Below are 25,689 nucleotides of genomic sequence, written 5' to 3'. Positions count from 1 at the left end.
GTCAGAAGGGCGTCCAGCTCAGTCTTCACAAACCGATCTTGGACGCCCTTCGCCATGCCCGCACACGATCAGCGAATTTCACATCAACGATCTAGGCGTGCCAGGGGTCGCCGGTCACCTTGTGCTCGGCGTGACTCAGGGCTTCGGTGACGAGGTTGCGCAGGTGGCCGTCGCGCAGCGAGTACACCACGCGGCGCCCCTCCCTGCGGGACTGCACCAGACTGGCCAGCCGGAGCTTGGCCAGGTGCTGGCTGACGGCGGGCTGCGCCGCGCCGCTGGCCGCGGCGAGGTGGCTCACGTCGGCCTCCCCCTCCGACAGCAGCCACAGCAGGTGCAGCCGCGTCGAGTCGGCCAGCAGGCCGAACACCCGGCTCGCGGCGTCCAGCTGCTCCCGGTCGGGCACCGGCCGGTGCCGATGAACCGTTGGGGACGAGGGCTGATCGCTCATGCAGTCATCGTAGGGCGAGGCGCGCGGGCGCGAACTTTCCCGGGCCGGGCGCTCTCCAACATGGAGTAAGCACCAGTTCCCGACGGGGGGATCACGATGAACATGTCAACCTGCCTGCGCTCGGCCGCGGTGATCGCGCTGGCCGCGGTCGGCTGCGCGGTGCCGGCCGGCGCCGCGGGGGCGTCGATGCCGGGCAAGCCGCCGGCGTTACCGGAGTCCGGCGCGGGGGCCGCGGCCTTCGCCTATCTGTGTGCCGCGGGCAAGGATCTGCTGCCCACCGGCACGTGCGACACCTGGCGGGTGGTGACGCTCGACGGGCGGGTCCACTCCTTCCCGGAGGCGCTCGCGTACGAGAAGGGCAAGAAGGCCGACGACGCCGGCGAGGCGGGGGCCTTCGCCATCAGCCCGGACGGCACCCGCGTCGCCTACCAGCGCGCTTCCGACGACCGCGTGGTGGTACGCGACCTGGGCACGGGGCAGACCTGGGAGCTTCCCCACCGGGCGCCGAAGGGGTCGGTCGGCTCGCCGTTCGGCCTGAAGTTCGTCCGGGACGGCGGCGGCCTGGCGATCACCCACCCGCGCCACTCCGACCACCCGGTCACCACCTACGTCGAGGTGGAGGCGGGCACGGCGCGGCACATGCCCAAGGGCCTGACGCTGCTGGACGTCGAGCCCGGTTCCGGACGGGTGACCTTGCTGAGCGAGCCCGGGATGGGACGGCGGGGCTGGTTCCGCACCGTCGCGGACGGGCACACGACCAAGGCCAAGATTCCGGAGAAGGCCGGCAAGCACCTCATCTGGGGCGCCTTCGCCGCGCGCGACGGCCGGGCGGCCAACTTGGTGCCCAAGGGCCCGCCCGCGTGCGGGCCGGACATGACGCCGGTGTGGCTGACGGTGTACTCCACCGCGACGGGCAAGATGACCAAGGTCAAGCCGAGGCTCCCGGCCGACGTGGACCGGGCCGACGTGATCGACTGGCTCGGCACGGGCGAGATCGTGGCGGCGGCCGGCCGGGAACGTCCGGGCAAGAAGGAGTCCACGGTGCCGGGCACCTACGTCTACGCGGTGAACGTCAAGTCGGGCGCCTCCCGGCTGCTGACGAAGCTGTCCACCGGCGAGCGCGTCTTCGAGGATCGCCTGGTGGTGGGCGGCTACGCGGCGGCCAAGGGCGGCGCGGCCGCGGGCAAGATCGCCAAGCCGGGCAAGCGCGGCTGCGGGTGACGGTTTGTCATCAGGAGGGGGGCAACCTGCGGGGTTGCCCCTCTTTCACAGACCCTTCAGGAACGCCGCGGCGACCGGGGCCGCGACCTTGCCGCCGCCACCGCCGCCCTCCACCACGATGGCGAAGGCCAGCGAGCCCTTGTAACCCATGAACCAGGCGTGGGAGTCGAGCTTGGGTCCGCTGCCGTACTCGGCGGTGCCCGTCTTGCCGCGGGTGCCGCCGGGCAGCCCGGCCGCCTTGGCGGTGCCCTTGGTGACCACGGCCGACATCATCGAGCCCAGCTTGTCGCTCACGCCCTCGGGCAGTTCGCGCGGCTCGGCCTTCTGCTTCATGTCGGGTACGAGCGTCGGCGGGCGCCAGGTGCCGTCGGCGATCGCGGCGGCCACCGAGGCCATGGTGAGCGGGCTGGCGGTGATGCGGGCCTGGCCGAAGGACTCCGCCGCCAGCTCCGCGTCGGACTCGGCCTTGGGGAAGCTCGGCTTGGTGGCCGGCACGCCGATCGCCAGCGGCTGGTTGAAGCCGACCCGCTCGGCCGTCTCCAGCAGCTTGTCGGCGCCGAGGTGCTGCTTGGCGAGGGGCGCGAAGGTCGTGTTGCAGGAGTAGGCGAAGGAGTCGGAGAAGCTGAGCGAGCCGTACTCGGCCCGCTCGGAGTTGCGGATCTTCAGCCCGCCGACGGTGGCGTACTTGGGGCAGGTGACCCGCTCCTGCGGGCCGACGCCTCCGGCCAGCAGGCCGATGGCGGTGACCGCCTTGAACGTCGAGCCGGGCGCGTACCGTCCGTTGATGGCCCGGTCGAAGCCGCCCCGGTTGTTGACCACGGCCTTGATCTCGCCGCTGCCGCTCTCGACGGCGACGAGCGCGGCCGGCTTGTCCAGGTCCTTGACGGCGGCGACGGCGGCGTCCTGGATCCGCGGGTCCAGGGTGGTCTCCACGCTCCCGCCCTTCTCGCCGTCGATCGTCTCCAGCGTCTTGCCGCCGAGCTGGATCTCGGTGGTGGGCGTGCCGGCCAGGCGCTTCTGGAAGTTCTCCTGCAGCCCGCCACGGCCGACGGCCTGGCCGACCTTGTAGGAGGGGCCGAGTTGTTCGATGTCCTTCTTGGTCGCCTTGTCGAGGAACCCGACCAGTTGCTGCACCGACCCGCCCACCTGACCGGTGTCGATGCGCGCGCCGGTGCTGTCGGTGATCTCGCCGCGCTCCGGCCAGCGCGTCTTGAGCGCGAACGCGGCGCCGTCGCTCATCGACGGGTGCAGGGTCTGCGGCGTCCAGTCGACCTTCCAGGTGCGGTCGGTCACCTTCACGGGGATCTGTCCCTGGTAGCTCCAGTCGCCGACGTTCTTGAGCTTCATGCTCGCCGTGTACGGCACCGCCGAGCGCCCGTCCTTCTCCGGGGCAGCCTGGCCCAGCGTGACCTTGAGGGTCTCCATGGCCAGGCCGGTGCGCATCTGCTCATACCCGGCCAGCGACTGCGGCGCCGCGAGTTCCCTGGTCATGGCGGCGTTGTCGCCGTTCTGCCAGGCGGCGGCGAAGCGCCCGGCGGTCTCGGCCGGACTTCCCGTGGTGCGCAGCAAGAAGTAGGCGCCGGTGCCGGCGGCCCCCAGTGCCACCACCGTCACCACGGAAACGATCGCGATGGTCGTACCACGCGCCACAGCTCAGCCCCCTGATCGTCGACGGATCCCCGAGCTTAGTAGGCGACAAATCCTGACATGTCCCACTTTCTCGGATCGCCCTGCCCGTCTCATCCTTCCCACCCCTACCACGATCCCCACCCGGGGGCCGACCGCCCGCTGACCCGATCCGACTGATTCTCCGCCCCCGCCCGCCCCCGCGCACCACGATCGGCGAACGCGGCACATGGACATCGGTGCGCCGCTCCCCCGCCGGCACCACCCTGCGGTACCCGACCTTCGACCGGACCACGACCGGCCATCCAGGCATGAACCCGCGGTCGGACCTGGATCCGGCCGGTCGTGTACGTGCCGCCGGAGTAAGCGGTAGAACCTTTGAGGTCGCCCACGGAGTTTGAGGTCGCTTACGGAGGAGGTCAGGCCGCCCTGTCGCTCGCGCGCCTTACCGCCGTCAAGTGACCGTCGGCGACTTCTCCGGACCATCCCTGATCGTGTCGAGTGTCGGCCAAGGAGGGCCCTCGCGCAGCGAGCGCAGGAGTTCCTCCCCGAATCGCCGCCCGTCCGGAAGCTGGTCGCCACGCCTCCAGCGCCAGGCTGCGACCATCGCGAGAACGAGCTGCCGGCACTCGTCCAGCAGCCCTTGGTCGACGTCCGGATAGTGCTCGCATACCGCCTCTGCGACATGGGCGAGGTCGAACTCGACGGGTCCACGGCAGCACGTCTCGAGGTCGATGAACAACGGGCCGTTCATCGTGGCGAGCACGTTGCCCGGATGCGGCTCGCCGTGGAGCAGCTGCTCCACGGCGCCGCGTTCCTCGATCGCCCGTCGCAGGCCGCCCAGCCTGCCGCCGAGGAACGCGCGGTCGGCATCGGCGAGCTCCGGCGAGAGATCCGGGTCGGCAACGACGGCTTCCGCCTCCGCGACGCGATCCGTGAACCGCGGGCTCGGCACGTCGACCTCGCGCATGCCGGCGTGCAACCGCTCCAGCGCCTTGGCGTAGTCGGCCGGTGAGGTGTGCGGTGTCACGGGTTCGTAGTAGGTCCACAGCGTCACGGTGAAGCCGTCGCGCGTGTACACACGTGGGTCCACCCGAGGTTCCAAGAGTCCCGTCGGGCACCCGGCCTGGGCGAGCCGTTGGGCGAGCTCGACTTCGAACCGTGCGGCCTCATGCCCCGCGGGGGCGACCCGGGCAAGGACGTCGCACGGCGTCAGCCGCAGCGCCAGCCTGTTCGAGTCGTGGAGAACGACGGCGTCGGCGGCCGGCAGGCCGAGCGACGCGGCGACCGAGGTCGCAGCCGCGATCGCGCGCGTTATGTCGGTCATTTCCACCCTCGCATCATGGCATCGAACGCCACCCCCGCGGCGTCTTGAGCGTTCTCCGCCGGACCATCGGGCCCCGCGTGACGGCGCGACTTAGAATACACTCGTATGCATACGAGTGTATTCAACAGGGGAGCGACACCAGTGCCCAGGAGCGTCGATCACGGGGAACGGCGCCGCCACATCGCGGCGGCCCTCCTGCGTGTCATCGAGAGGGAGGGCATGGAGGCGGTCAGCGTGCGGACCGTGGCGGCCGAGGCCGGATGCTCCGTGGGCGCCATCCAGCGCTACTTCACCAGCAAGGACGAGATGCTGCGGTTCGCGCTCGCCGAGGTGATCGAGGCCTCTGGTGAACGGCTGCGCAACGTCCCCCTGACCACGGAGGGCCGGCGCTTCCCCGAGGCGCTGCGCGCGGTGATCCTCGCGGTCCTCCCCCTGGACGCGGCCCGTCGTGGGGAGGCCCTGGTCTGGGCCGCCTTCCATGCGCAGGCGGCGTCCCGCCCCGACTTCGCCGCGGCCATCGCGGACGTGACCGGGGAGTCGCGCGCCCTCCTGCTGGAGGCGCTGCGGCTGGCGGAGGAGTGCGGGCGGCTGCGTCCCTGCCAGGACCACGAGGCGCTGGCCCAGCTGATCATGGCGGTCATGGACGGGCTGATGTGGGCGATTCTCGTGGACCCGGACGGCGTGCGCGGCAGTCACCTGGCCGCGGTGGACGCCACGGTCGCTCTGATGTGCACGGACGGCGAGGAAGGGAACCGATGAGAGTTCTGATCTGTGGTGCGGGCATCGCCGGACTGGCCCTGGCCGGGCTGCTGGAGCGCGACGGGCACGAGGTGATCGTCGTCGAGCGTGCTCCGGCGCCCCATGGAGCCGGGTACATGCTCGACTGCCAGGGCCCCGGCTTCGACGCCGCCGAGAGCATGGGGTTGCTGCCCGAACTGCGCGAGCGGGCGTTCACCTTGTCGGAGCTCGTCCATCACGACGACGAGGGGACCGTGACCGGGCGCTACGCCGATGACCGGCCCGGCTCCGACCGGATTCTGTCGATGATGCGGGGGGAGCTGGAAGACGTTCTGTACCGGTCGATGAAGACCCGGGTGCGCTTCGGCCGTACCGTGCGCGCCTACGACGACCTTGGCGACGGCCTCGCCGTGACGCTGAGCGACGGCGGTGTGGAGCGCGCCGACCTGCTCGTCGGCGCGGACGGCATCCACTCGCGGATCAGGACGCTGGCCTTCGGCGCGGCCGGGCACACGCTGCTCGACCTGGGATTCCACACCGCCGCCTACGTCTTCGACGACCCCGAGACCGCCCGCGCCCTGGGCAACGACCTGCACATGCTGGAGGCGCCCGGCCGGCAGGTGGGCGCCTATCCCGCGCGTGACGGGCGGGTCGCGACCCTGTTCACGCACCGCACGGCGCCGGGCGCGCCCCTGCCCGCCGACCCGCGTGCCGAGCTGCGCAAGGTGTACGGCGGGCGCGGCTGGCTCGTGCCACGCCTCCTGGACAACTGCCCGGCGGAGCCGTACTACGACCGCGTGGCCCAGATCGACCTGCCGGCCTGGAGCCGGGGCAGAGTGACGCTGGTGGGCGACGCCTGCCAGGCGATGTCCCTGCTCACCGGGCAGGGCGCGGGCATGGCGCTGGCCGCCGCCCACGCTCTGGCCGGCGAGCTGCGGGCGGGCGGCGATCTGGAGGGGGCGCTGGCCCGGTACGAACGCGCGGTCAAGCCGGTGGCGGTGCGCGTGCAGGCAGAAGGGCGGGCGATGGCCGAGGAGTTCGTCCCGGCCTCGTGACGCGCGCAAGGGGGAACCCGCGCTCCCCCGCTCTTCGGCCAGGTCTCAGTCGCGCTTGGGCCAGACCGGGCCCTGCTCGGTCCAGACGACGCCCTTGTTGCGGCACAGGCAGAAAGGGTGGCCGATCGGGTCGGTGTAGATGCGCCAGCCATAGCCTTCGGGGCCGATGAAGTTCCGCTGGAGCGTCGCCCCGAGTTCGAGGACGCGGCGCTGCTCGGATTCGATGTCGTCCACTTCGAAGTCGAGGTGGAACTGCTTGGGGTGCTCGGTGTCGGGCCAATGCGGTGCGCGGTAGTCGTCCACCCGGAAGAAGGCCAGCTCGATCTCACCGAAGGGGATACCGGCCCAGTCCGCGTGGCTGCCTTCCTTGATCGGGCGTCCCGTCACCTCGGAGTAGAAGGCCGCCAGCGCCATGGTGTCCGGGCAGTCGATGATGAAATCGGTGAGCTTGAGCATGCCGCGAGCTTGCCAGAAGATCACGGGTGCGTGAGAGCAGCGCCGACACGAGGCCAGGCTCGCGCGGCGTACTGCTTCTTGCCGACCGCATCACCCGCGGCACGCCCTGGAGCACTGGCACCGGACCGCTTCGGCGACCGGTTCACCACCGGGGGCAGGTCGTGGCGGCCCTCCACGCGGCGGCCTCTTCCTGATTCCGCCGGCGCGACCACCCGGCCCCTCTACAGCTGCCTCGAGGGAGGATCTGCCCCACGGTCGAGCCCGCCCCTGCGCGCCGGCTCAGCCTGGGCGGTTTCCGGGCAGGATTTCCAGGCGGACGTCGTCTTCTTCTTTGAAGACGAAGGTGCGGTGATGGCCGGCCGCCCAGTGGTTGGGGGTGATGTCGGGTATCAGGTAGTAGGTGTCCGCGCGGATCATCAGCAGGCGCAGGCCAAGGTATTGGAACTTGTAGGCGCCTGGGCCGAGGGGCTCGCGCTTGACGTTGAGGACGTTCAGGCCGAGAGAGTCCGCGGTGTAGAGGGCCACCTGCGGGCGATCTGCGACCTTGTCGATAGTGGCCTGTGCCGAGCGGGCGCCACGTTGCTGGGCGTAGATCGATGCCGCCCACAGCGAGCAGAAGATGGCGATGGCCACGGCCGCGGCGAACGCCACCCGTCCCAGCGGAGTGGCTCTCGCCGACCAGGTGAGCAGCAGCGGGCCGACGATGACCAGCAGCAGAAGAAGGTAGTTGCTGATGGGGCGGTTCGACAGCGCGGCCATGGCGAGGACCATCGCGGTGATCGTGATGACGGTGCCGAGGGCGGTCGGATGGCCCAGCGGCCGGATGAGGCGGTGCGCGCGGGCCGTGGTGATGAGGGCGCGTGCTCGCGCGGGCAGGCGAGGCAGCAGGGTGGCACGGTGGGTGAGGATGGCCAGCGCCAGCGGGATGGCCGCCATCCAGGGCAGGAATGCCGGGGAGAACAGGTTGAGGCCGTACAGGGCGTACTCGTCGGGGCGGTAGTTCAGGTCTGTCGGCTTCAGCAAGAACGGTCGCAGGTAGGCGTCGAGGTACGCCCATCCCATGTAGATGAGGATGGCCGCGCCGGTGGCCACCAGCAAGGTGACCAGCCCTACGACATCGAGCGGGCGGGGCCGCTCCGGTGGGGGCGGGGCAGCCGTCATGGCGACATCATCGATTCCGGCTCGGGCGAAATGTCCTCGGGCTCGCTCACGGAGGGAGACGGCGAACTCGGCGGCACTGTCGTCGTGGGTATCGGCACCGTGATGGTCGGAGTCGGGATCCGCGCGGAACGCACCGTCGGGCACGGCACCGCGACCGGATCTCCGCCGCCGGTCGGGCATGGTGGCGGCGTGCGCACCCTGGTTGACCGTGTGGGGCGAGTCGCCGGGGTAATCCCGCTCTCGCTCGCGGGGGGTGGCGACACGGTGACGGTCACGGTCGGCGCCGGTCCGGCGCCACACCCGCCGGCCCCTACGGCCAAGGCCACCGCACAGCCCGCCATGAGCGCCATGCCCTGCAGTCGACTCGCCGGCTCCTTGTCCACGAAGAGACATCTGCGCCAAGGAGCCCGGCGTTACAGGAACACATCATCCCATCACCCTCAGTACAGGCGATCACAAGAAGGCCGCCGGCATGGCTCCGGTCGCGGTGCGGCGGGCCGGAAGAGGGGTGAGCGCCCGCGCCGGACGTTCGGTCTTGAGGGCAGGGCCGCGGCCCGGGTACGCGGTGACGTTCCGGGCCGCGGTGGTCGGGAGGGGCGGGGGTTACGGCTGCAGGAAGCAGATCGCGCTGTTGACGACCTTCGTGCACTTGACGCGGGCGGTGGCGGACGCGCTCTGGCCGGCGGCGTCGGTGACCGTCAGCCGGATGGTGTAGGTGGCGGTGGCGGCGGGGTAGGTGTGGGAGGCGGTGGGACCGGTGGCGGTGCCGCCGTCGCCGAAGTCCCAGCGGTGGCTGGTGATGGCGCCTTCTTCGTCGGTGGAACCCCGCGCGTCGAAGCTGCACGAGGAGCGGTTGCACCGGCCGGTGACCACGGCGGTGGGCGGCAGGTCACCGGCCTTGACGAGCCTGCGGGTGCTGTTGGTCTTGCCGGAGTTGTCGGTGACCGTCAGCCGGACGCTGTAGTAGCCGGCCTTCGGGTAGGTGTGCGAGGCGTTCTTGCCGGTGGCGGTGCCACCGTCGCCGAAGTCCCAGGCGTAGCCGGTGATGGTGCCGTCGGGGTCGGTGGCGGTACCGCCGTCGAAGGAGCAGGTGGTGTTGGCGTTGGAGCAGGTCGCGGTGAACGCGGCGGTGGGGCGGCCGGGGTCGGCGTTGCCGGCCGGGTAGTCCTGGGTCGAACTCACGTCCAGCGACGGCTCCCTGATGCCGTCGCCGGAGTCGTCACGCCAGTCGCCGGTGCCGGTGTCGACGAGGCGCTGCCGTACGGCGAAGACCCCGTCGCGGTTGGTGGCCCGGTGGCCGCCCGCGGTCAGCAGCGCGGCGGCGCCCGCCACGTGCGGCGCGGCCATCGAGGTGCCGCTGAGCGTGGCGTAGCCGCCGTCCTTGTGCGTGGAGTAGACGCAGGTGCCGGGCGCGACGATCTCGACCGCGGAGCCGAAGTTGCTGAAGTCGGCCAGTGTGTCGTCCTGGTCGGCGCGGCAGGTGGACGCCGCGCGGCCACCCGGGGCGCCGTCGAAGTCGGCCAGCGCGGAGACGGTGATCACGTCCGGGTGGTTGGCCGGGGAGAAGGTGCGGGCGTCCTTGTGGTTGTTGCCCGCGGCCACCACGAAGACCACGCCCCTGCCCACAGCGTTGGCGATGGCCTGATCCAGCGCGTCGGTCTGGCAGTTCTCGCAGCCCAGGCTCATGTTCGCGACCTCGATCTCGTCGGCGTGCGCGGCGACCCAGTCGACGCCCGCCGCGACGCCGGACAACTGGCCGCTGCCCGAGGCGTTGAGGACCTTGACCGACCACAGGCGGGCGCCGGGCGCGACGCCGGCCACGCCGACGCCGTTGTCGCGGGCGGCCGCGCTGCCGGCGACGTGGCTGCCGTGCCCGTGGTCGTCCGGTCCGGCGTTGTCCTGGCAGGTGGTGGTGTTCAGGCAGTTGGTGCGGGCGACGACGGTCAGGTCGGGGTGGCCGGCGTCGATACCGGTGTCGATGATCGCGATGTCGGCGTCCGCGACGTAGTCCTCCGTGCCATTGATCTTGAGGTTGGGGTTGGCGGTGGCGTTGGCCCGGCGTAAGCCGGTGGGCAGGGTCTGGTCGGTGATGGACATGATCTGGTCGGGCTGGACGGAGCTGACGCGCGGGTCCCGGCGTAGCGCTTCGGCCGCGGTGGGGGTGAGCAGGGCCGAGAAGCCGCGCAGGGCGTGCCGGTAGACGTGGCCGGGCTGCCCGCCGTACCTGCGCACGTGCTGGGTGAGCACGGCGGCGGGGTCGGCGCTGGGCTCACCCAGGAGGACGATGTAGCCGGCGAACGGCTCCCGCGCGGTCGGCGCGGACGACCCGTCCGGTACGGCCTGCGCGGCTGCCGAGGTCGGTGCCACGAGCAGAGCCGCCAGACCGGCCCCGGCGATCAGGGCCTTGATCCTGTGCACGAAGGGTTCTCCTTCACTGGGGGGTGTTAGAGAGCACCTTGTGCGAGGTTTTGTACGAGAAACAATCCGGGAAATACTACGTATTCACTCCAGGCTCACCTCGGCCCTGGAGGTCGTTCCGAGCTTGCGCAGGACGCGGGAGACGTGCTGTTCCACGGTGCGAGGGGACAGGAACAGCACGTCGGCGATCTGCTTGTTGGTCCGGCCCAGCGCGATCAGCCGGGCCACCTGCTGTTCCCGGGGTGAGAGCTGCGTGCCGTACCCGCGCCTGCCTCTCCTGGGCTCGGCGCTGCCGCCGTGCTCGCGCAGCGCCCGCGCGCACCGCGCCGCGTCCCAGGTGGCGCCGAGCGCGGTGAACAACCGCGCGGCCTCGGCCACCTGCCCGATGCCCTCCGGCAGCGAGCAGCGGCCCGCGCTCTCCAGAGCTCTGGCCTGCTCGTAGGGACGGGACACGGCCGCCAGCGCGGCGGCGGCCCGGGCCAACGACTCCGGATCCTGCTCAAGGACGGCGCTGCCGTGCAGGGCCACCGCGTGGGCGAACGGGCAGTCGCGTGCGCTCACGTCGGCGGCGAACTCCTCCAGCAGCGCACTGGCCCGATCCTGCTCCCCCTGCCGCACCATGGCCTCGATCGCGGCGTCGACCAGCTCGCCCGCCCACGTCCACACGCCTTTGGCGCGGAACAGCTCCAGCGCCTGGTCCAGCTCGGCCGGCCACTGGCCGCGGGCCGTGGCCAGCCTGACTCTTCCGGCGGTACCCAGGACGAACTCGATCCCGTACCAGCCGATGGAACCATCCAGTCCCGGCCCGCCGAGGAACTGCGCCGCCTCCTCCCACTCCCCCCTCGACAAGGCCAGGTGTCCCAGGACCAGGGAGGCGTTCGCCGTGGCCGCGGGGCTGCCGGCGTTGGCTGTCAGGTGCCGGTGCGCGCTCTCGGCCAGCCCTTGACGCCGTCCCGTCGCCCAGCGGTGATAGAGCCGTACCTCCGCGATCCGGGCCTTCGGGTAGGAGGGGCCGGCGTGCGCGGCCAGTTCTTCGGCCCTGGAAAGGTACTGCGCCGAGGCGTTCGGGTAGCCCAGGGCCATGGCGGGCCCGGCGAGGTTGCAGTAGCCGCGGGCCAGTTGCAGCCGTTCGGCCGGTGTCCTGCCGTTCTCGGGCAGCTCCCACGCCGCCGCCCACGCCCGGTGATCGCCGATCTGCATCAGCGCGCCCGCGCGGTTGACGCCCACTCCCGTCAGCAGCGCCGCGTCACCGCGTTCCGGAACCGTCCGTTCGGCTTCTTCCAGCCACCACAGGTGCTCGTGAAGCGGAATCGCCGCACCGTACGGCAGGGCCAGCGCTGACATGGCCCGTGCCGCCAGAGCCGGTCGGCGGCGCAGTTCGCGGGCGGCACGGGCCAGCTCGCCTCGGCCCGCGGCGTCGCCTGCCTGGTTCATCATCACCAGACCCAGGTTCAGGCGTAACTCGCCGCGCAGCCCTTGCGGCAGCAGTGGATCGGCCAGGATCGCGCGCAGCAACGCGATGGTCTCCTCGCAGCGCAGGCCGGTGATCGCCAGCGTGCCCAGCTTGGCGGCGAGCTCGCGCCGCGCCCGGCCCGGCAGCTCCGGCTCGCTCAGCAGCACCCGCAGGACGTGCACGGCGCGGGCGGTGTCGCCTGCCTGCACGGCCTGGTCCGCCGCTTTCTGGGCGTACGTGGCCGCCGTGGCCAGCTGCCCCGCGGCCTTGAGGTGATGGATCAGCTCCTCCGGCTGTGCGCCACTGTCGTGTTCCCGCAGCGCTTCGGCCGCGGCGGCGTGCAGCTCGCATCGCCGCGCCACCGGGATGCCTTCGGCCACCGCCTGGCCCAGCAGCGGTGGGGCGAAGGCGAACGTGCCGCCTTCACGACAGGTCAACAGGCCCGCTCGTACGCCATCCAGCAGGGCCGGCTCGACTTCGCCGACCGCCACGCCGCAGATCCTCGCCACCACCGCCGGTCTGACGATCCTCGCGGGAAGCAGTTGCGCTCCGGCCGACCCGGCGATCGCGGCCGCCCAGACCACCTTCCGCGTGTACGGGTCCACCCCCGCGAGCCTTTCCCGCACCAGCTCCATCACCGTCCCGGGAATCTCCCCCGCCGGGCCGGCCAGCACTTCGGCGACATAGAGCGGCACCCCGCCCGTCAGCTCGTGCAGGTCCAGCGCCCACCGGCCGGGAGGCCGACCGGCGAACTTGGCGATCTCCGCCACCGGCATCGGACGCAGCTCGACACGATGCACGCCGCTGCCTCCCGCGGCCGGCGCCAACGGCGCGCCCAGCGGCGGCTGCTCTCCCGGCGAGTAGGTCATCACGAGCGCCACCCCCCGCGGCAGCCTGGTCGCCAGGTACCGCAGGACCTGCCGCGACCGCGCGTCCGCGCGGTCCACATCCTCCACCACCAGCAGGACGGTCTCGCCCGCGCTCCGCAGCAATTCCCGAACTGCCCGGCAGACGTCATAGACCCCGTCGCGCTCGATGGCTGCGAGCGCTCGCCGCTCCCGGGCCGTCTCCCCCTCGCACAGGCCCGCGATCAGTTCCCGGGTCACCACGTAGTGCTCCGACGGCAGCCCTCCGCACCCCACCGCCACGCGCACCGCGGCTTGGGATTCCGCCATGATCCGGCCGGCCAGCCAGGTCTTACCCATCCCCTTGGCACCGCCCACCAGCAGCGTCACCGGCGCTTTCGCGGCAAGCGCACGCACGCGGACCCAGGCGGCGGACTCATTCATGACCGGCTCGTCCTCCCATCCTGGCCGTTACACACTCACACCGGCAGCCGCCGGCTTTCAAGGCAAGCCCCTGGTGGAGCGAAAGTACTGGGGCTCGACGACGGCCGCCGTGGTGCGTACTGCGCGTGCGAGGACCTGCCGGGTCCGCCGCATGCCGGTGAACGCGAAGACGGTGATCCGGCCATGACGAGCGCGAGCGCCAGGGCGTTTGACCAGGTCGCGCGACCGTTCACGCCGCCGGCGGCGCATGGTGGAGTGCGGCGAGGTCCCTTTGGTGGTGACGCTGGCGCGACTGTGGGAGCCGTCGTTGGCGCCGCTTCACTGCCCGCGTGACAAAACAGTGTACGCAGAGGTAAAGACAAGCTTCGCCCCGGCGTGCATCCTGTCATTGGCTGAGAACTGAACCACGGCCGCCTCGTGAGCCTCCTCGTCGAAGGGACCAGAAATGTTCCGGCTCCGGCTGGCAGCGACCGTCCTGGCAGTGCCCCTGCTTGTCCTCGGCAGCGTGGCGAGCGCATCAGCGAGCCCACGCGGCGAAGGTTCCGGCGCCGCGTATCCTCCCGGCACTCCCGGCCCCTTCAAGGTCGCCAACCATGAGAATCTGGGGTTGTGCCTTGACACCACCGGCAACCTCGGCAGCAGCGTTTACCTGGGCCGTTGCCACAGCGGCGACCAAGGCCAGAGGTGGGGCTGGTGGAACGGCGGATGGCTCATCCACCTCCGAAGCAGCTACTGCCTGGCTGCGGTGGCCACGGGCACCGGCGTCCACGCGGCCGAGTTGCAGCGCTGCATTGACCATCGCATCCAGTATTGGACACACCAGAACTTCGCCATTCTCAGCACGAGCAGCAACCTGTGCCTGAGTCCCGCTTTCGACGTGGAGGGGGCGCACGTGTCGCCCGGAACCTGCGTCCCCCATCCCTCGCAACGGTGGAACGTGACCTACTGGTAGCCCGTGAGGCACCCACGGGCACCGCCGGCAGCGGAAGCGCCGCGTGAAGTGGACGTCGGGCCAGAACATGCCATAGTGACCGCGTGGAACAGGAGGATCTGCACCACCAGCTCGTCCTGCTGGGCCTGCGTGCCGACACGGCGAGAGTCTACGAACACCTGTTCAGAGTGCGACGCGCCACCGAAGCCGAGCTGGCGGCGGCACTCGACCTGCGCGGCGACGGCGTGCGCGCCGCCGTCAAGGAACTGATCACCTGGGGCCTGGCCGCCCGCCACGACACCGGCAGAGGCGTGCGCGCGGTGATCCCGGAAGCGGGCCTGGACGCGCTGGTACGGCGCCGCCAGGTCGAGCTGGAACAGGCCAGGATCGCGGTGAGCCAGTCCTTCGAAGAGCACCGCAGATCCGCGCGCCCGGTCGACGTCGACTCCCCGGTCGAGGTGGTCACCGGCGCGGCGGTGAAGCTGCGCATCCGGCAACTGGCGGCCGGCGTCCGCCACGGGATCCGCCGCCTGGACCGGCCGCCGCACCTGTTCGGCGCAGCCAACCGGGCCGAGATCGAGCACCTGGGCCGCGGCGTGAGCTACCGCGTGGTCTACTCGCGCGACTGCCTGGAGCTGCCCGGCTACCTGGAGGACAACGTCATCCCCTGCGTCGAGGCCGGCGAGCAGGCACGGGTGGCGCCGGAACTGCCGGTGAACATGACCGTCCTGGACGCCGACCTGGCCTGGCTGACCAGGCCGGGCGACGGCCCGGACGCGCGGCTGGTCATCGTGTACGCGGGCGGGCTGCTGGAGGCGCTGATCGGCCTGTTCGACCTGGCCTGGGCCACGGCGGTGCCGCTGCACCTGACCGGCGGGCCCGCGGCGGCCATCAAGCCGGCCGATCGCCGGCTGCTGGTGCTGCTCAACTCCGGCATCAGTGACACCAGGGCGGCCGAGACGCTCGGCCTGAGCCGCCGGACCTTCTACCGCCGCCTGGAGCAGCTCATGGCGCAGACCGCCACGACCAACCGCTTCCAGCTCGCCGCCGTCGCCGCCGGCCGGGGCTGGCTGTCGTGAGCGGCCGGAGCACGGAGCCGGCGCTGGCCGACGCGCTGGAGAGCGGACCGTTCAGCCTGGCTCTGCGTCTGGCCATCCAGGCCAGCGGGCTCAGCCTGGAGCGGCTCCAGCACCATCTGCGCGAGCAAGGACTCTCGGTGAGCCGGACGGCGCTGAGCTACTGGCAGTCCGGCCGCACCCAGCCCGAGCGCGCCGACTCCCTGCGGGCGGTCGGCGTCCTGGAGCGGATGCTGGACCTGCCCGGCGGCTCCCTGGTCACGCTGCTCGGCCCGCCGCGTCCCCGAGGCCGCTGGAGCGGGCACCACCCGTCGCGCCCCGACCAGGCATGGGCCAGGCCGGAAGGGCTGTGGCGAGCGTTGGCACAGCTGGAGGCCACCCCCGACTGCCTGACCCGGCTGGAACGGCTGCGGCACAGCGCGCTGCTGCGCATGGACGCGCACCGGCAGATCCGTTCCCTGACCACGCAGGTGGTGGTGCGCGCGCACCGGGAGCCGGTGTGGCGCGAACTCATGGTGCACCGCTCGTTCATGGCCGGCGTGCCGGGGCCGGAGATCGAGCAGGCGCGCGGCTGGCGGCCCGGCCGGATCAGGAACGACCCGGAGACCGGTTTCGAGGTGCACGAGATGCTTCTGGACCGGGAGCTGCCGGTGGGCGGGACCGCGGTGCTGGAGTACACCCTCGCCTTCCCGCCCGGCCACATCGACCGCTACGCGAGCTTCCGCGTCGATGAGGGAATGCGCGAGCTGACGGTGGAGATCGCCTTCGATCCGGCCGTGCTGCCCGCGCACTGCCACGCCTACTTCCAGCCCTCGGTCGCCCATCCGAAGCGCGCCGTGGCGCAGCTGCGGATCGGGTGCTCGGCCGTCGCCGCGCACGTCATGCTCGATCCCGAGCACGGCATCCACGGCGTCAGCTGGGAGTGGGACTGACCAGCGCCGGAGACGTGGCCTCGCGCCGCAGCAGCCGCGGCGCCCCGCCGCCGTCGGCGGGCACGGCGAACAGCGCCGGACGCCCGCCGGCCGGACGCGAGTAGGCCACGGTCGAGCCGTCCAGCCACGCCACCTGGTCGTCCACCCCGGCGGTTTCGGCCAGCGGGGTCTCCTTACCGCCGGCCAGTTTCCGGACGTGCAGCCGCCAGTGCTCGCCGACGCGCTTCTTGTAGACCAGCCGGGTGCCGTCGGGCGACAGGGACGGGCACTCGGCGTCCCGGCCGATCGCCGTGAGCGTGCGGGTGGACAGCTTGCCGCGCAGCAGCCAGATCTTCTTGGCCGAGCCCATGGTGGCGTAGAAGGTCTCGTCGTCGGCGGCGAAGGTCACGCCCCAGAAGTTGCGATCCTCCCGCCGGTACGGCTCGCCGTCCACGATCACCGAGAAGTCCTCCAGCGAGCCGTGGTGCGTGCCCGTGGCGGTGTCGTAGATGCCGGTGGTGGTGGCGAAGGCGCCCGGATCGTAGGAGTCGCCGCTGCGGAAGACCGTCCAGGCGGCCAGCCGTCCGCTGGGAGAGACGCGGGCCCGGCTGGGTGTGCCGTCGATGTGCAGCGGCTCGGTCACCGGCCGGTCCTCACGCGTGATCACCGCCTCGAACCCGGCGGGGAGCATGACCGGACGGAGGCAGATCGTGGTGCGGGCGGCGGTGTAGGAGCGCACGCAGCTCTGGCCGCGCGGGGCCGGGACCGCGCCGGGGTCGGCGGCGGGCACCTGGGCCAGGGTGCGGCCCTTGTCGAGGAAGACCAGCCGGGCGGCGCCGGTCGTGGCGGCCTGCCGTACCGGCTGCTCGTCTTGGTTGTCGACGGCCTGGGCCACGTAGCCGCCGCCCGCGCCGAGGATGGCCACGATGGACAGGACGCCGATCACGGTGCCGCGCTTCATGACGGGGACCTCCAGGCCGTCAAAAGGATCACAGCGAGCGCGAGGCCCGCGGCGGTGAACGACCACCCCAGGCCCAGCCCGGTGGCCAGCACGCCGAAACCGACCGCCCCGCCCGCGCGGGCCACGGCCTGCGCGGTCTGGGTGAGGGCCAGGCCGCTGGCCCGCAGGTGGCCGGGCAGACGGTGGGCCAGCAGCGCCATCAGCACGCCGTCGGTGGCCGCGTAGAAGAGCCCGAGCAGCGGCAGCGCGAGCAACGCCGTCGCCGGCAGCGCCAGCAGGACGTAGGACGACGCCAGCAGGGCGTGACCGATCAGGAAGACCCGCCAGCCGCCCATCCGGTCGGCCAGCCGGCCGAGCGGCACCGCCGCGAGCAGGAACACCAGCGAGGTGGCGAGCGGCAGCAGCGGCAGCGTCCCGACCGGTAGCCCGGCCTGCCGTTGCACCGCCACGAAGACGAACGCGTCACCAGCGGTGACCAGGCCGAAGAGCCCGGCGTACAGCGTCACCCGGCGCAGCGCCGGGTCGCTCACCAGCCGCAGACCGTCCTTGAGCACGACCTTCGGCCGCGTCCCGGGCTCGGTCCGGCGCTCCCGGACGAAGCAGGCCAGAATCACCAGCCCGATCAGCGCCAGGCAGAAGCTGGTGACGAAGACGGTGTCGTAGGCGTCGCCGATCACGGCCACCAGCGCGAAGACCGCCACCGGGCCCAGCAGCGCGCCCGCGGTGTCCAGCGCGCGATGCACGCCGAACGCGGTGCCGAGCAGCGGCGGCGGCGTCGCGGCCGTGATCAGGGCGTCGCGGGGAGCCGTCCGCAGGCCCTTGCCCGCCCGGTCGACGGTGATGGCCGCGCTGATCCCGGCGACCGCTCCGCCCGCCACCGGGAACAGCAGCTTGCTCAGCGCCGACAGGCCGTAACCGGCCATGGCCACCGCTTTGGGCCGCGCCAGGCGATCGGCCAGATGCCCTCCGGCCAGCCGTAACAGGGCGCTGGCCCCGGTGTGCAGCCCGTCGAGCAGACCGAGCTGCAGGTAGCCCGCGCCCAGCCCGTAAAGCACGTACATGGGCAGGAACGCGGCGATCATCTCGCTGGAGACGTCGGTGAAGAAGCTGACCAGGCCCAGTGCCATCACGGTGGCCGGGACGCGGAAGGAACGCGGGCGTCCGCCCGCGGGAGCGGGGGCGGCAGCCCTGGTGGAGGACAGGTACACAACACACCTCTGGGGAGAGAGGCGGGTGCGGGGCCCGGAATCCCCGCACCCGCGGCGGCGGTCAGAAGGTCAGGCTCCACCCGGTCAGGACGCCGTCGTCCTGCGCGAGGGTGTCCTTGACCCGCAGCCGCCACGTCCCGTCGGCCACCACGGCCGAGGCGTCGACGGTGGTGTCGAGCGCCAGGTCGGCGCCGTCCTGCTTGGTGTGCGGCGCCTTGACCGGGAAGACCCGGTTGTCCGGCGCCACCAGCTCGACCGCCAGATCACCCCGGTAGGGATGGGTGACCCGTGCCTTGACCCGGAGCGCGGCCGGGGCGTTGCCCGGCTGCCCGGTGACCTCCACCGGGCTTTCCACGGTGCCCTGGTCGGCGACGGGGAAGTCGGCGTCGTTGCCGAAGGTCGCCCCGCCGCTCCCTGACGCGGTGACGCTCACGTCGTCGATCGCGGCCTCGATGAGGCTGGCGGTGTCGGCGTCGGCCGTCTCCACCAGGATCCGGACGGTCTGTCCGGCGAAGGCCGACAGGTCGGCCGTGAGCGAGGTCCACGCGCCGTCCAGGTCGGTGCCGGCCGTGCCCTTGCGTTCCAGCACGGTGGCGGTGGTGGCGCCGGCCACCTTGACGCGCAGGAAGTCGGCGGCCGAGGAGTTGTCGCGGTGGGAGAAGGTGTGCGACAGCTTCAGCGTGGACGTCCCGGAAGGCAGGGTGATGGCCGGCGACCGCACGCTGGTGAGGCCGCCGTCGACGTCGTTGGCGCCCGGACCCGATCCGGCGAGCCTGCCGGTGACCAGCGTGTTGGTGCCGCTCACGGCGGTGCCGAGCTGCTTGACGCCGGACTCGGTGGTCTCTTCCGGGTCGCCGCGCTCCCAGCGGCCGGAGGTGGCCGTGTCGGTCCCGGCCGGGTTGACCTGCCAGCCCCGGTCCTGCTCGAAGTCGTCGGCGAAGACCGGGCCGCCGCCCGTGCCGACCGTGAGCCGGACCTGCGTGGTGTGGGACAGGGAGCCGGAGGCTCCGGTCACGGTCAGGGTGTGGGTGCCGGGCGGGGTGTCCCGGGCCACCGCCACGTCGAGCCTGGCGCTTGCCGTACCGCCGGAGGACAGCGTCACCGACGACGGCGAGAGGGTCGCGGTGATGCCCGGCGGTGCGGAGGCCGACAGTTGCGCGGTGCCCGTGAAGCCGTTCGTACTGGCCAGGGCGACGGTGGCGGAGCCGGACGCGCCCGGGGCGACCGTGAGCGCGGCCGGGTCGGCGCTCATCGTGAAGTCCGGGTCGCCGGTTGCGGCCTTGTGGCAGCGCTGGGTGCCCGAGTCGGTGAAGGTCCGGCCGGCGATCGGCACGAAGTCGAAGCGGTAGGACTCGGCCGTCAGGGTCAGCTTGAGCACGCCGTGGGTGTTGGCGTTCTTGACCTGGAGGTTGGCCGGGCTGCCGGAGCCGAGACTGTAGAAGCTCTTGCCGCCGGTGCCGACCAGGATCTCCCGGACCCCGTCGGCCTTCGCCGCGCCCTGATGGTCCTGCGGAGCCCAGCGCTGGTAGTTGTGGTCGTGACCGGCCAGCATCAGGTCGGCCTTGGCGTCATACAGCGCCTTCCACAGCGGCCGGGTGCCGGTGGAGGGACTGTGGTTGCCGACGTTGTAGAGCGGGTGGTGCAGGTACGCGGCCGTGCAGGGCTTGGTGTTGGCGGCCAGGTCCTGGCGCAGCCACTGCTCCTGGGCCGAGCCGGCGGCCATGGAGATGTTGCTGTTGAGGGCGATGAAGTGCCAGTCGCCGATGTCCCAGCTGTAGTAGCCCCGGCCACGGGTGCCGGCGCGGGCCCCGAAGTAATCGAAGTAGCCCGAGGCGCCGCTGGTCTCGTACTCGTGGTTGCCCGGAGTCGGATAGGTCTTGCCGAAGAAGGGGCCCCAGGTGCGGTGGTAGGCGCCCCGGTACTCGCTCAGCGTGCCGCTGTCGTAGGCGTTGTCGCCGGTGGTGAAGACGGCCGCCGGGTTGATGGAGGTGAGCAGTTTGCCGGTCTCGGCGCAGGCGCTGCCGCAGATGTCGCCCGCGCCGGCCACCACGACCTCGGCCGACGCCAGGGGACGTGTCCCGGCCTGCACGCCCTCGACGGCGTAGACGCTGGCCGGGTCGGCGAAGCGCGGTTCGACCTTGACGCAGTCGCCCTGGAACGCGCGGGTGGTGAAGCCGCGGTCGCGCCAGTGGGCGCCGGTGAAACGGAAGGTGCCACCGCGCGAGCCGGTCAGCGTCAGGCTGTCCTTGCCGCGCAGGTCCAGGCGGGTGAAGCGGAGGCGTAACCAGGCGGCGCCGCTGCTGCAGACGTCGCGGGCGGCGGTGCCGGAAGCGCCGGCGGCGGTGACGGTGGCACCGGCCTCGGCGAGCTGGGGGACCAGGTTCGCGGCCGGTGCGGCTTGCGTGCGAAGGCCGGCCTGCTGAGGTGGTGCGGTTTGCGTGCGAAGGCCGGTCTGCTGGGGTGGTCCTTGCGGATAGGGTACGGCTAACGCGGCGGTAACGGGCATGGCCTGGGCGGGAGTGGTGGTCGTGCCCAGGGCCGCCAGCATCACCACGCCCGTCGCGCCGGCCAGCAGCCGTCGTCGATGCTCGTGACGGATCACTGTGGGGGTTCCTCTCGGATTGGGGGGAGATCGCGAGTTGATCCGTGGGCCCACGGCGGACTGAAAACTACCCGCGCTGACGGTTGAGTCAATGGGCCGGTCAGGCCGAGCGGTTTCATTCAGTGAATAGCCGGGCGGGGTGGCGCGTCTTTGCCGAGGTGAAGGTGGTAATTTCGCGTGCCAAATCGGGTTGTTCCGCGATTTGACCCCTTGTCTTCGAGGGCATTTAAGCCCTTTTATGGTGATATATCGGTTTTGTCGCCTTGGGGATGGCACATTGGTGCCAGTGGCAATGAACGCGCCACACGTGCGAAATGTGGAGCGACCTTTCTGACCCATGAGACGAAGCATCCGCACCCTGGCCGTCGGCCTGATCGCTGTCACGGCCGTCGCGTACTCGCCGGTCAACGCCCACGCCGCCCCGCCGCCTGATCCACAGGCCATCCCCGACCGCTACATCGTCGTACTCAAGGACACCGGGGAGTTACGCGGCCGTGGTGTCGCTCCGGCGGCCCGGGACCTCGCCGCGCGTTACGGCGGCGAGGTGGAACGCACGTACTCCACCGCGATCAAGGGCTTCGCCGCGGCGATGAGCGAGCCGGCGGCGCGCGAGCTGGCCACCGACCCCGCGGTGGCCCATGTGGAGCAGGACTCCATGGCCACCCTCGCCGCCGACCGGCAGGACAACCCGCCGAGCTGGGGGCTGGACCGGATCGACCAGCGCGACCTGCCCCTGTCGCGCTCGTTCACCTATCCGGGCACCGGCCAGGGGGTCCGGGCCTACGTGATCGACACCGGCATCCGCATCACCCACGCCGACTTCGGCGGCCGGGCCTCCTACGGACGCGACCTCCTCGACGGCGACGACGTGGCCTCCGACTGCAACGGCCACGGCACGCACGTGGCCGCCACCATCGGCGGCACCGCCCACGGTGTGGCCAAGAAGGTCAGGCCCATCGCCGTCCGGGTGCTGGGCTGCGACGGGCGCGGTCCCAACTCCGCGGTCCTGTCCGGCGTGGACTGGATCGCCGCCAACGGCACCGCGCCCGCCGTGGTCAACGTCAGCGTGAAGACCGCCGTCAGCTCGGCCCTCACCACCGCTCTCCGCAACTCCGTCAACCGCGGCTACACCTACGTGGCCGCCGCGGCCAACGACAACGCCGACGCCTGTTCGGTCGGACCGGCCTCCGTCCCCGAGGTGATCACCGTTGGCGCGGCCAACTCCAACGACAGCCGCCGCAGCACCTCCAACTGGGGACGATGCCTGGACCTGTTCGCACCCGGCGGGGAGATCACCTCCGCCTGGCACACCTCCGACAGCGCCGTCAACACCATCAGCGGAACCTCGATGGCCTCGCCGCATGTCGCCGGCGCCGCGGCGCTGCTGCTGGGCGCCTCGCCGGGCAGCACGCCGGCCCAGATCCAGCGGTCGATCACCGAGTCGGCCACCCCCGGCAAGATCACCGGTGCCGGGTCCGGCTCGCCCAACCGCCTGCTGTTCATCCCCCAGATGGCTGCCTGCGGGCCGTTCACCGACGCCGGGGGCGCCGATCTGCCCGACCGGGCGACCGTGGAACGCCCGCTCACCGCGGCCGGGTGCGCGGGCACGGGCTCGGCGGCCGCCAAGGTGTCGGTGAACCTCCGCCACACCTACCGCGGCGACCTGGTCGTGGACCTGATCGCGCCCGACGGCAGCGCGTATCCGCTCAAGCAGGCCGATTCCGACGACTCCGCCGCCGATCTGGTCGCCGACTACCCCGTCGACCTCAGCGCGGAGGTGCTGGAGGGTGTCTGGCGCCTGCGCGTCCGCGACGCCTACAAGGCCGACGCCGGAGCGGTGATCTCCTGGACCCTGACTCCCTGAACGTCGCCGGCTCCGCCCATCTCCAGGACCGGCTGCTCCGCCCGGCCGCACGAGCCGGAGGCGTCCATGGACATCGCGGTCTGGGTCAGCGGCCTGATGGCTGTCACCGGAGTGGGGCTGGGTGGTCCGCCGTCGTCTCGAGCGCCCGGACGCCTTTCGGGGTCCGGGCTGCGGTCAGCCCAAGGCCGGTGAGTACGGCGCAGGCCAGCGTCACCGTACCCGCTGCGAGGAAGGCGCTGGTGAGGCCGGATTCGAAGGAGGCGCCGCCGGACTCCCGCGTGTGGACGATCGCCCCGAGTACCGCCACGCCGAGGACCGCGCCGATCTGCCGGGTGGTACTGCTGACGCCCGAGGCGAGACCGCCCTCCTGCGGGCTGACCGCCTGGATCGCCGCCCCGGTCAGCGGCGACATGGTGAGGGCGAACCCGATGCCGACGACCGCCAGCCGCCACCACACGTTCCCGTAGCCGGTATCGGCGTGGACGAAGCCCAGCGCCAGCAGCCCCAGCCCGGCCAGGGTCAGGCCGATGCTGACGACGACGCGGTAGCCGTACCTGGCCGCGAACCGGCCCGCGTACGGGCTGACGATCACCATGGCCAGTGAGACGGGCAGGGTCTGCAGCCCGGCGACCAGGATCGACGTGCCCTGGACGTAGACGAAGAACTGGGAGAAGAAGAACGACGACCCCATCAGCGCGAACCCGACCACGACCATCGCCGTGTTGGAGACCGTGAACAGCCGCCGGCGGAACAGCCTCAGCGGCAGCATCGGCGTCGGCACACGGCCCTCGACCACGACGAACGCGACCAGGAGCACCAGTCCGGCGGCGAAGCTGCCCAGGATCACGGGCGAGGTCCAGCCTCGGGAGCCGCCCTCGATCAGGCCGTAGGTCACGGTGCCCACGGCCGCGACGGACAGGACCGTGCCCGGCACGTCGATCGGCGGCGCGCCCGGGTTGCGGGACTCCTTGAGCACGCGCAGCCCGGCCAGCAGCAGGACGGCCCCGATAGGCACGTTGACCAGGAAGATGGCGGGCCAGCCGAAGGCCTCAACCAGGATCCCGCCCGCCAGCGGTCCGGCGGCCAGGCCGATGCCGCTGAACCCGGCCCACAGTCCGATCGCTCTGACGCGCTCGCCCGGGGTGGGGTACGCGGCGGCGAGCAGTGCCAGTGAGGCGGGGCTCAGCGCCGCGGCTCCGACGCCCTGCAGCACCCGTCCGGCGATCAGCCAGCCGATCGAGGGCGCCAGCGCGCACACCACCGACGCGGCCGTGAACACCACCACACCGGCCAGGAACACCCGCCTGCGGCCGAACCGGTCGGCGAAGACGCCGCCCGACAGCAGCAGCATGGCCACCAGCAGCACGTAGGCGTCGACGATCCACTGCAGGCCGGTCAGCCCGGTGTGGAGCCGCTGCTGCATGTCGGGCAGGGCGGCGCCGACGATCGTGTTGTCGAGCAGCACCATGAACTGACCCGCGCAGGTCAGGGTGAGCAACGCTTTCACGCACATCCCTCCTAAAAGCAGTCACAAACTGCGTTTAGAACAACTCTAACGCAAGTATCGACTGCGTTAAGGTGGAGGGATGGGTGAGCAGGGGCGGGCCAGGCGGCCCGGCGGGCGCAGCGCCCGGGTTCGCGCGGCCGTACACCAGGCCGTTACCGACCTGGTCAGCGAGCGCGGCTACGGAAACTTCACCATCGGCGACATCGCGGCCCGCGCGGGCGTGGCCGACACCAGCCTGTACCGCCGGTGGGGCAACCTCCACGCCCTGCTCGGCGACGTGCTGCTGACCCGGCTCAACGCGCAGTCGCCGATGCCCGACACCGGCACCCTTGCCGGCGACCTGCGGACCTACGCCGCCAACGTGGCGCGCGAGGTCACCGGACCCGACGGCCTGGCGCTGGTACGGCTGACCGTCGCGCTGTCCGGCGAGGGCCGGCAGGGCCTTCAGGCACGCGACGAACTCCTCGCCGACCGCACCAGGCAGCTGCGGGCCATGCTCGCCCGCGCCCGCGACCGCGGCGAGAACCCGCCCGACGCGCTGGAGGTGCTTGACCATCTCCTGGCGCCGATCTACATGCGTGTCCTGTTCGGCGCGGGCCCGCTCACCCCCGGATACCTCGACGGTTTGGTCGATCGGTTGCTCGCCTGATCCAGTCCGGCGGGGTGCCGCGACCGCTCCGCGCGGTTGCACGCCGACCTTGGGAGCATGGGCCAGGAGGCCAGGCAGGTCTCGGCCACCCTGGATCCCCGCGCCCCGGCACGGCCGCGACCAGGACCGAAGGCGAAAGGCGGCTTCGTGATCAAGACCCCGGAGATGTCCGTGGAACGGATGGGCCCTTGCCCATGCGCAGGATCAAGGCGACGGCGTCCTCCGACTGGACCGCCGGAGTCAGAACCTGCCGTAAGAGCAGGCCACGAATCGCGGCGATGGTGACGGTGGCCACGGTCAGCGCTTCCTTGGCGTCGCGCCCTTCGCGTTCCGCGAGCGAGGCCAGCATCTCGGTCAGGTCGTCGAGCGAGTCGATGAACTCACGAAAGTCCTCCGGCCCGTACGCGGCCAGTCCGACGACGTGAAAGAAGCCGCGTACACGCGACAACTGGTCCGGGCGGGTGTAGGTCCGCCAGATCGCCACGACGAGGTCGTCGAAGGTGCCCTGCTTGGCGACCTCGGAAAGCGCCTCGTTGTCACGGGATCGCTGCGCCTTGAGCATGGCGGCCAAGACGCCCGGAAGCGACCCGAAGTGGTAGCGCAGGAGGGCGTGGCTGGTCTCGGTCCGGGCGGCGATCTCCCGGAGCGACACCTCCGGCGAGGGAAGGTCCTCGTCGAAGGCGTCGAGAAGCCGGGCCAGGAGACGCTCGCGTGCGTCGCCCTTGCGTTCCGTGCTTGACAGGATCACTCCCACAGTTTATCCATTGGAAAAGAAAGAGCCGGCGGTG

General features: G+C 71.6%; 20 protein-coding genes. 8 read left to right on the top strand and 12 right to left on the bottom strand.

What is annotated here, in order from left to right; genetic code table 11:
• Window positions 1-91 precede the first annotated feature (91 nt).
• Window positions 92-448: an ArsR/SmtB family transcription factor gene (locus tag ACIBKY_RS46630; protein ID WP_397107658.1), complete on the bottom strand. Its 357-nt coding sequence runs from the start codon at window positions 446-448 to the stop codon at window positions 92-94.
• A 96-nt stretch (window positions 449-544) separates the two neighbouring features.
• On the opposite strand from ACIBKY_RS46630, the gene ACIBKY_RS46625 reads away from it, so the two are divergent.
• Window positions 545-1,669, top strand: coding sequence for a hypothetical protein (locus ACIBKY_RS46625; RefSeq protein ID WP_397107656.1), 1,125 nt, complete (start codon window positions 545-547; stop codon window positions 1,667-1,669).
• Window positions 1,670-1,714: 45 nt separating this feature from the next.
• Here the strand turns inward: ACIBKY_RS46625 and ACIBKY_RS46620 are convergent, their stop codons facing one another.
• Both ACIBKY_RS46620 and ACIBKY_RS46615 read right to left on the bottom strand, forming a co-directional pair.
• Window positions 1,715-3,319 carry a penicillin-binding transpeptidase domain-containing protein gene (locus ACIBKY_RS46620; RefSeq protein ID WP_397107654.1) on the bottom strand — a complete coding sequence of 535 codons (1,605 nt, stop codon included), beginning with the start codon at window positions 3,317-3,319 and terminating at the stop codon, window positions 1,715-1,717.
• A gap of 430 nt (window positions 3,320-3,749) precedes the next feature.
• Entirely contained in the window at window positions 3,750-4,622 is an 873-nt protein-coding gene (locus ACIBKY_RS46615; RefSeq protein ID WP_397107652.1) for a phosphotransferase, read from the bottom strand.
• Between the two features lie 141 nt (window positions 4,623-4,763).
• Between ACIBKY_RS46615 and ACIBKY_RS46610 the strand changes: the two genes are divergently transcribed.
• Window positions 4,764-5,381 (top strand): TetR/AcrR family transcriptional regulator, encoded by a 618-nt coding sequence (locus tag ACIBKY_RS46610; protein WP_397107650.1) that lies wholly within the window; start codon window positions 4,764-4,766, stop codon window positions 5,379-5,381.
• The gene (locus ACIBKY_RS46605) at window positions 5,378-6,415 is read left to right on the top strand and encodes an FAD-dependent monooxygenase (protein ID WP_397107648.1); all 1,038 of its coding nucleotides are present in this window, start codon (window positions 5,378-5,380) and stop codon (window positions 6,413-6,415) included. Before ACIBKY_RS46610 ends, ACIBKY_RS46605 begins: the two co-directional genes overlap by 4 nt.
• Window positions 6,416-6,460: 45 nt before the next feature.
• Here the strand turns inward: ACIBKY_RS46605 and ACIBKY_RS46600 are convergent, their stop codons facing one another.
• The 4 genes from ACIBKY_RS46600 to ACIBKY_RS46585 all read right to left on the bottom strand — a co-directional run bounded on the left by ACIBKY_RS46600 (window position 6,461) and on the right by ACIBKY_RS46585 (window position 13,192).
• Window positions 6,461-6,871 (bottom strand): VOC family protein, encoded by a 411-nt coding sequence (locus ACIBKY_RS46600; RefSeq protein WP_397107646.1) that lies wholly within the window; start codon window positions 6,869-6,871, stop codon window positions 6,461-6,463.
• A 279-nt stretch (window positions 6,872-7,150) separates the two neighbouring features.
• On the bottom strand, window positions 7,151-8,032 hold the full coding sequence (locus ACIBKY_RS46595; protein ID WP_397107644.1) for a hypothetical protein: 882 nt from the start codon (window positions 8,030-8,032) through the stop codon (window positions 7,151-7,153).
• A gap of 603 nt (window positions 8,033-8,635) precedes the next feature.
• Window positions 8,636-10,450 carry a S8 family serine peptidase gene (locus ACIBKY_RS46590; protein WP_397107642.1) on the bottom strand — a complete coding sequence of 605 codons (1,815 nt, stop codon included), beginning with the start codon at window positions 10,448-10,450 and terminating at the stop codon, window positions 8,636-8,638.
• A gap of 84 nt (window positions 10,451-10,534) precedes the next feature.
• Complete coding sequence (locus ACIBKY_RS46585) at window positions 10,535-13,192, bottom strand: LuxR C-terminal-related transcriptional regulator (protein ID WP_397107640.1); 2,658 nt, start codon at window positions 13,190-13,192, stop codon at window positions 10,535-10,537.
• A gap of 445 nt (window positions 13,193-13,637) precedes the next feature.
• Here ACIBKY_RS46585 and ACIBKY_RS46580 point away from each other — a divergent pair, with 445 nt between their 5' ends.
• From ACIBKY_RS46580 to ACIBKY_RS46570, 3 genes are all read left to right on the top strand, one after another.
• Window positions 13,638-14,144 carry a hypothetical protein gene (locus tag ACIBKY_RS46580; RefSeq protein ID WP_397107638.1) on the top strand — a complete coding sequence of 169 codons (507 nt, stop codon included), beginning with the start codon at window positions 13,638-13,640 and terminating at the stop codon, window positions 14,142-14,144.
• A gap of 83 nt (window positions 14,145-14,227) precedes the next feature.
• Window positions 14,228-15,202: a helix-turn-helix domain-containing protein gene (locus tag ACIBKY_RS46575; RefSeq protein WP_397107636.1), complete on the top strand. Its 975-nt coding sequence runs from the start codon at window positions 14,228-14,230 to the stop codon at window positions 15,200-15,202.
• Window positions 15,199-16,131, top strand: a complete 933-nt coding sequence (locus tag ACIBKY_RS46570; RefSeq protein ID WP_397107634.1) for a hypothetical protein — start codon at window positions 15,199-15,201, stop codon at window positions 16,129-16,131. The genes ACIBKY_RS46575 and ACIBKY_RS46570 overlap by 4 nt, the downstream gene beginning before the upstream one ends.
• Here ACIBKY_RS46570 and ACIBKY_RS46565 read toward each other — a convergent pair.
• From ACIBKY_RS46565 to ACIBKY_RS46555, 3 genes are all read right to left on the bottom strand, one after another.
• On the bottom strand, window positions 16,112-17,071 hold the full coding sequence (locus tag ACIBKY_RS46565; protein WP_397107632.1) for a TolB family protein: 960 nt from the start codon (window positions 17,069-17,071) through the stop codon (window positions 16,112-16,114). The genes ACIBKY_RS46570 and ACIBKY_RS46565 overlap by 20 nt on opposite strands.
• Entirely contained in the window at window positions 17,068-18,279 is a 1,212-nt protein-coding gene (locus ACIBKY_RS46560) for an MFS transporter (RefSeq protein ID WP_397107630.1), read from the bottom strand. The genes ACIBKY_RS46565 and ACIBKY_RS46560 overlap by 4 nt, the downstream gene beginning before the upstream one ends.
• A gap of 61 nt (window positions 18,280-18,340) precedes the next feature.
• A complete protein-coding gene (locus tag ACIBKY_RS46555; protein WP_397107628.1) occupies window positions 18,341-20,881 on the bottom strand; it encodes a proprotein convertase P-domain-containing protein in 2,541 nt (846 codons plus the stop codon).
• A gap of 337 nt (window positions 20,882-21,218) precedes the next feature.
• Between ACIBKY_RS46555 and ACIBKY_RS46550 the strand changes: the two genes are divergently transcribed.
• Window positions 21,219-22,745 carry a S8 family serine peptidase gene (locus ACIBKY_RS46550; protein ID WP_397107626.1) on the top strand — a complete coding sequence of 509 codons (1,527 nt, stop codon included), beginning with the start codon at window positions 21,219-21,221 and terminating at the stop codon, window positions 22,743-22,745.
• A 103-nt stretch (window positions 22,746-22,848) separates the two neighbouring features.
• Here the strand turns inward: ACIBKY_RS46550 and ACIBKY_RS46545 are convergent, their stop codons facing one another.
• A complete protein-coding gene (locus tag ACIBKY_RS46545; RefSeq protein ID WP_397107624.1) occupies window positions 22,849-24,252 on the bottom strand; it encodes an MFS transporter in 1,404 nt (467 codons plus the stop codon).
• 79 nt (window positions 24,253-24,331) lie between these two features.
• On the opposite strand from ACIBKY_RS46545, the gene ACIBKY_RS46540 reads away from it, so the two are divergent.
• Window positions 24,332-24,901 (top strand): TetR/AcrR family transcriptional regulator, encoded by a 570-nt coding sequence (locus ACIBKY_RS46540; RefSeq protein WP_397107622.1) that lies wholly within the window; start codon window positions 24,332-24,334, stop codon window positions 24,899-24,901.
• Between the two features lie 151 nt (window positions 24,902-25,052).
• On the opposite strand, the gene ACIBKY_RS46535 is transcribed toward ACIBKY_RS46540, so the two are convergent.
• Window positions 25,053-25,649: a TetR/AcrR family transcriptional regulator gene (locus ACIBKY_RS46535; protein WP_397107620.1), complete on the bottom strand. Its 597-nt coding sequence runs from the start codon at window positions 25,647-25,649 to the stop codon at window positions 25,053-25,055.
• Window positions 25,650-25,689: the final 40 nt, after the last annotated feature.

Source organism: Nonomuraea sp. NPDC050394, assembly GCF_044459065.1.
GTDB lineage: Bacteria > Actinomycetota > Actinomycetes > Streptosporangiales > Streptosporangiaceae > Nonomuraea.
Note: the sequence above shows the minus strand (reverse complement) of the source record. Positions and strands in the feature narration are given on the sequence as shown.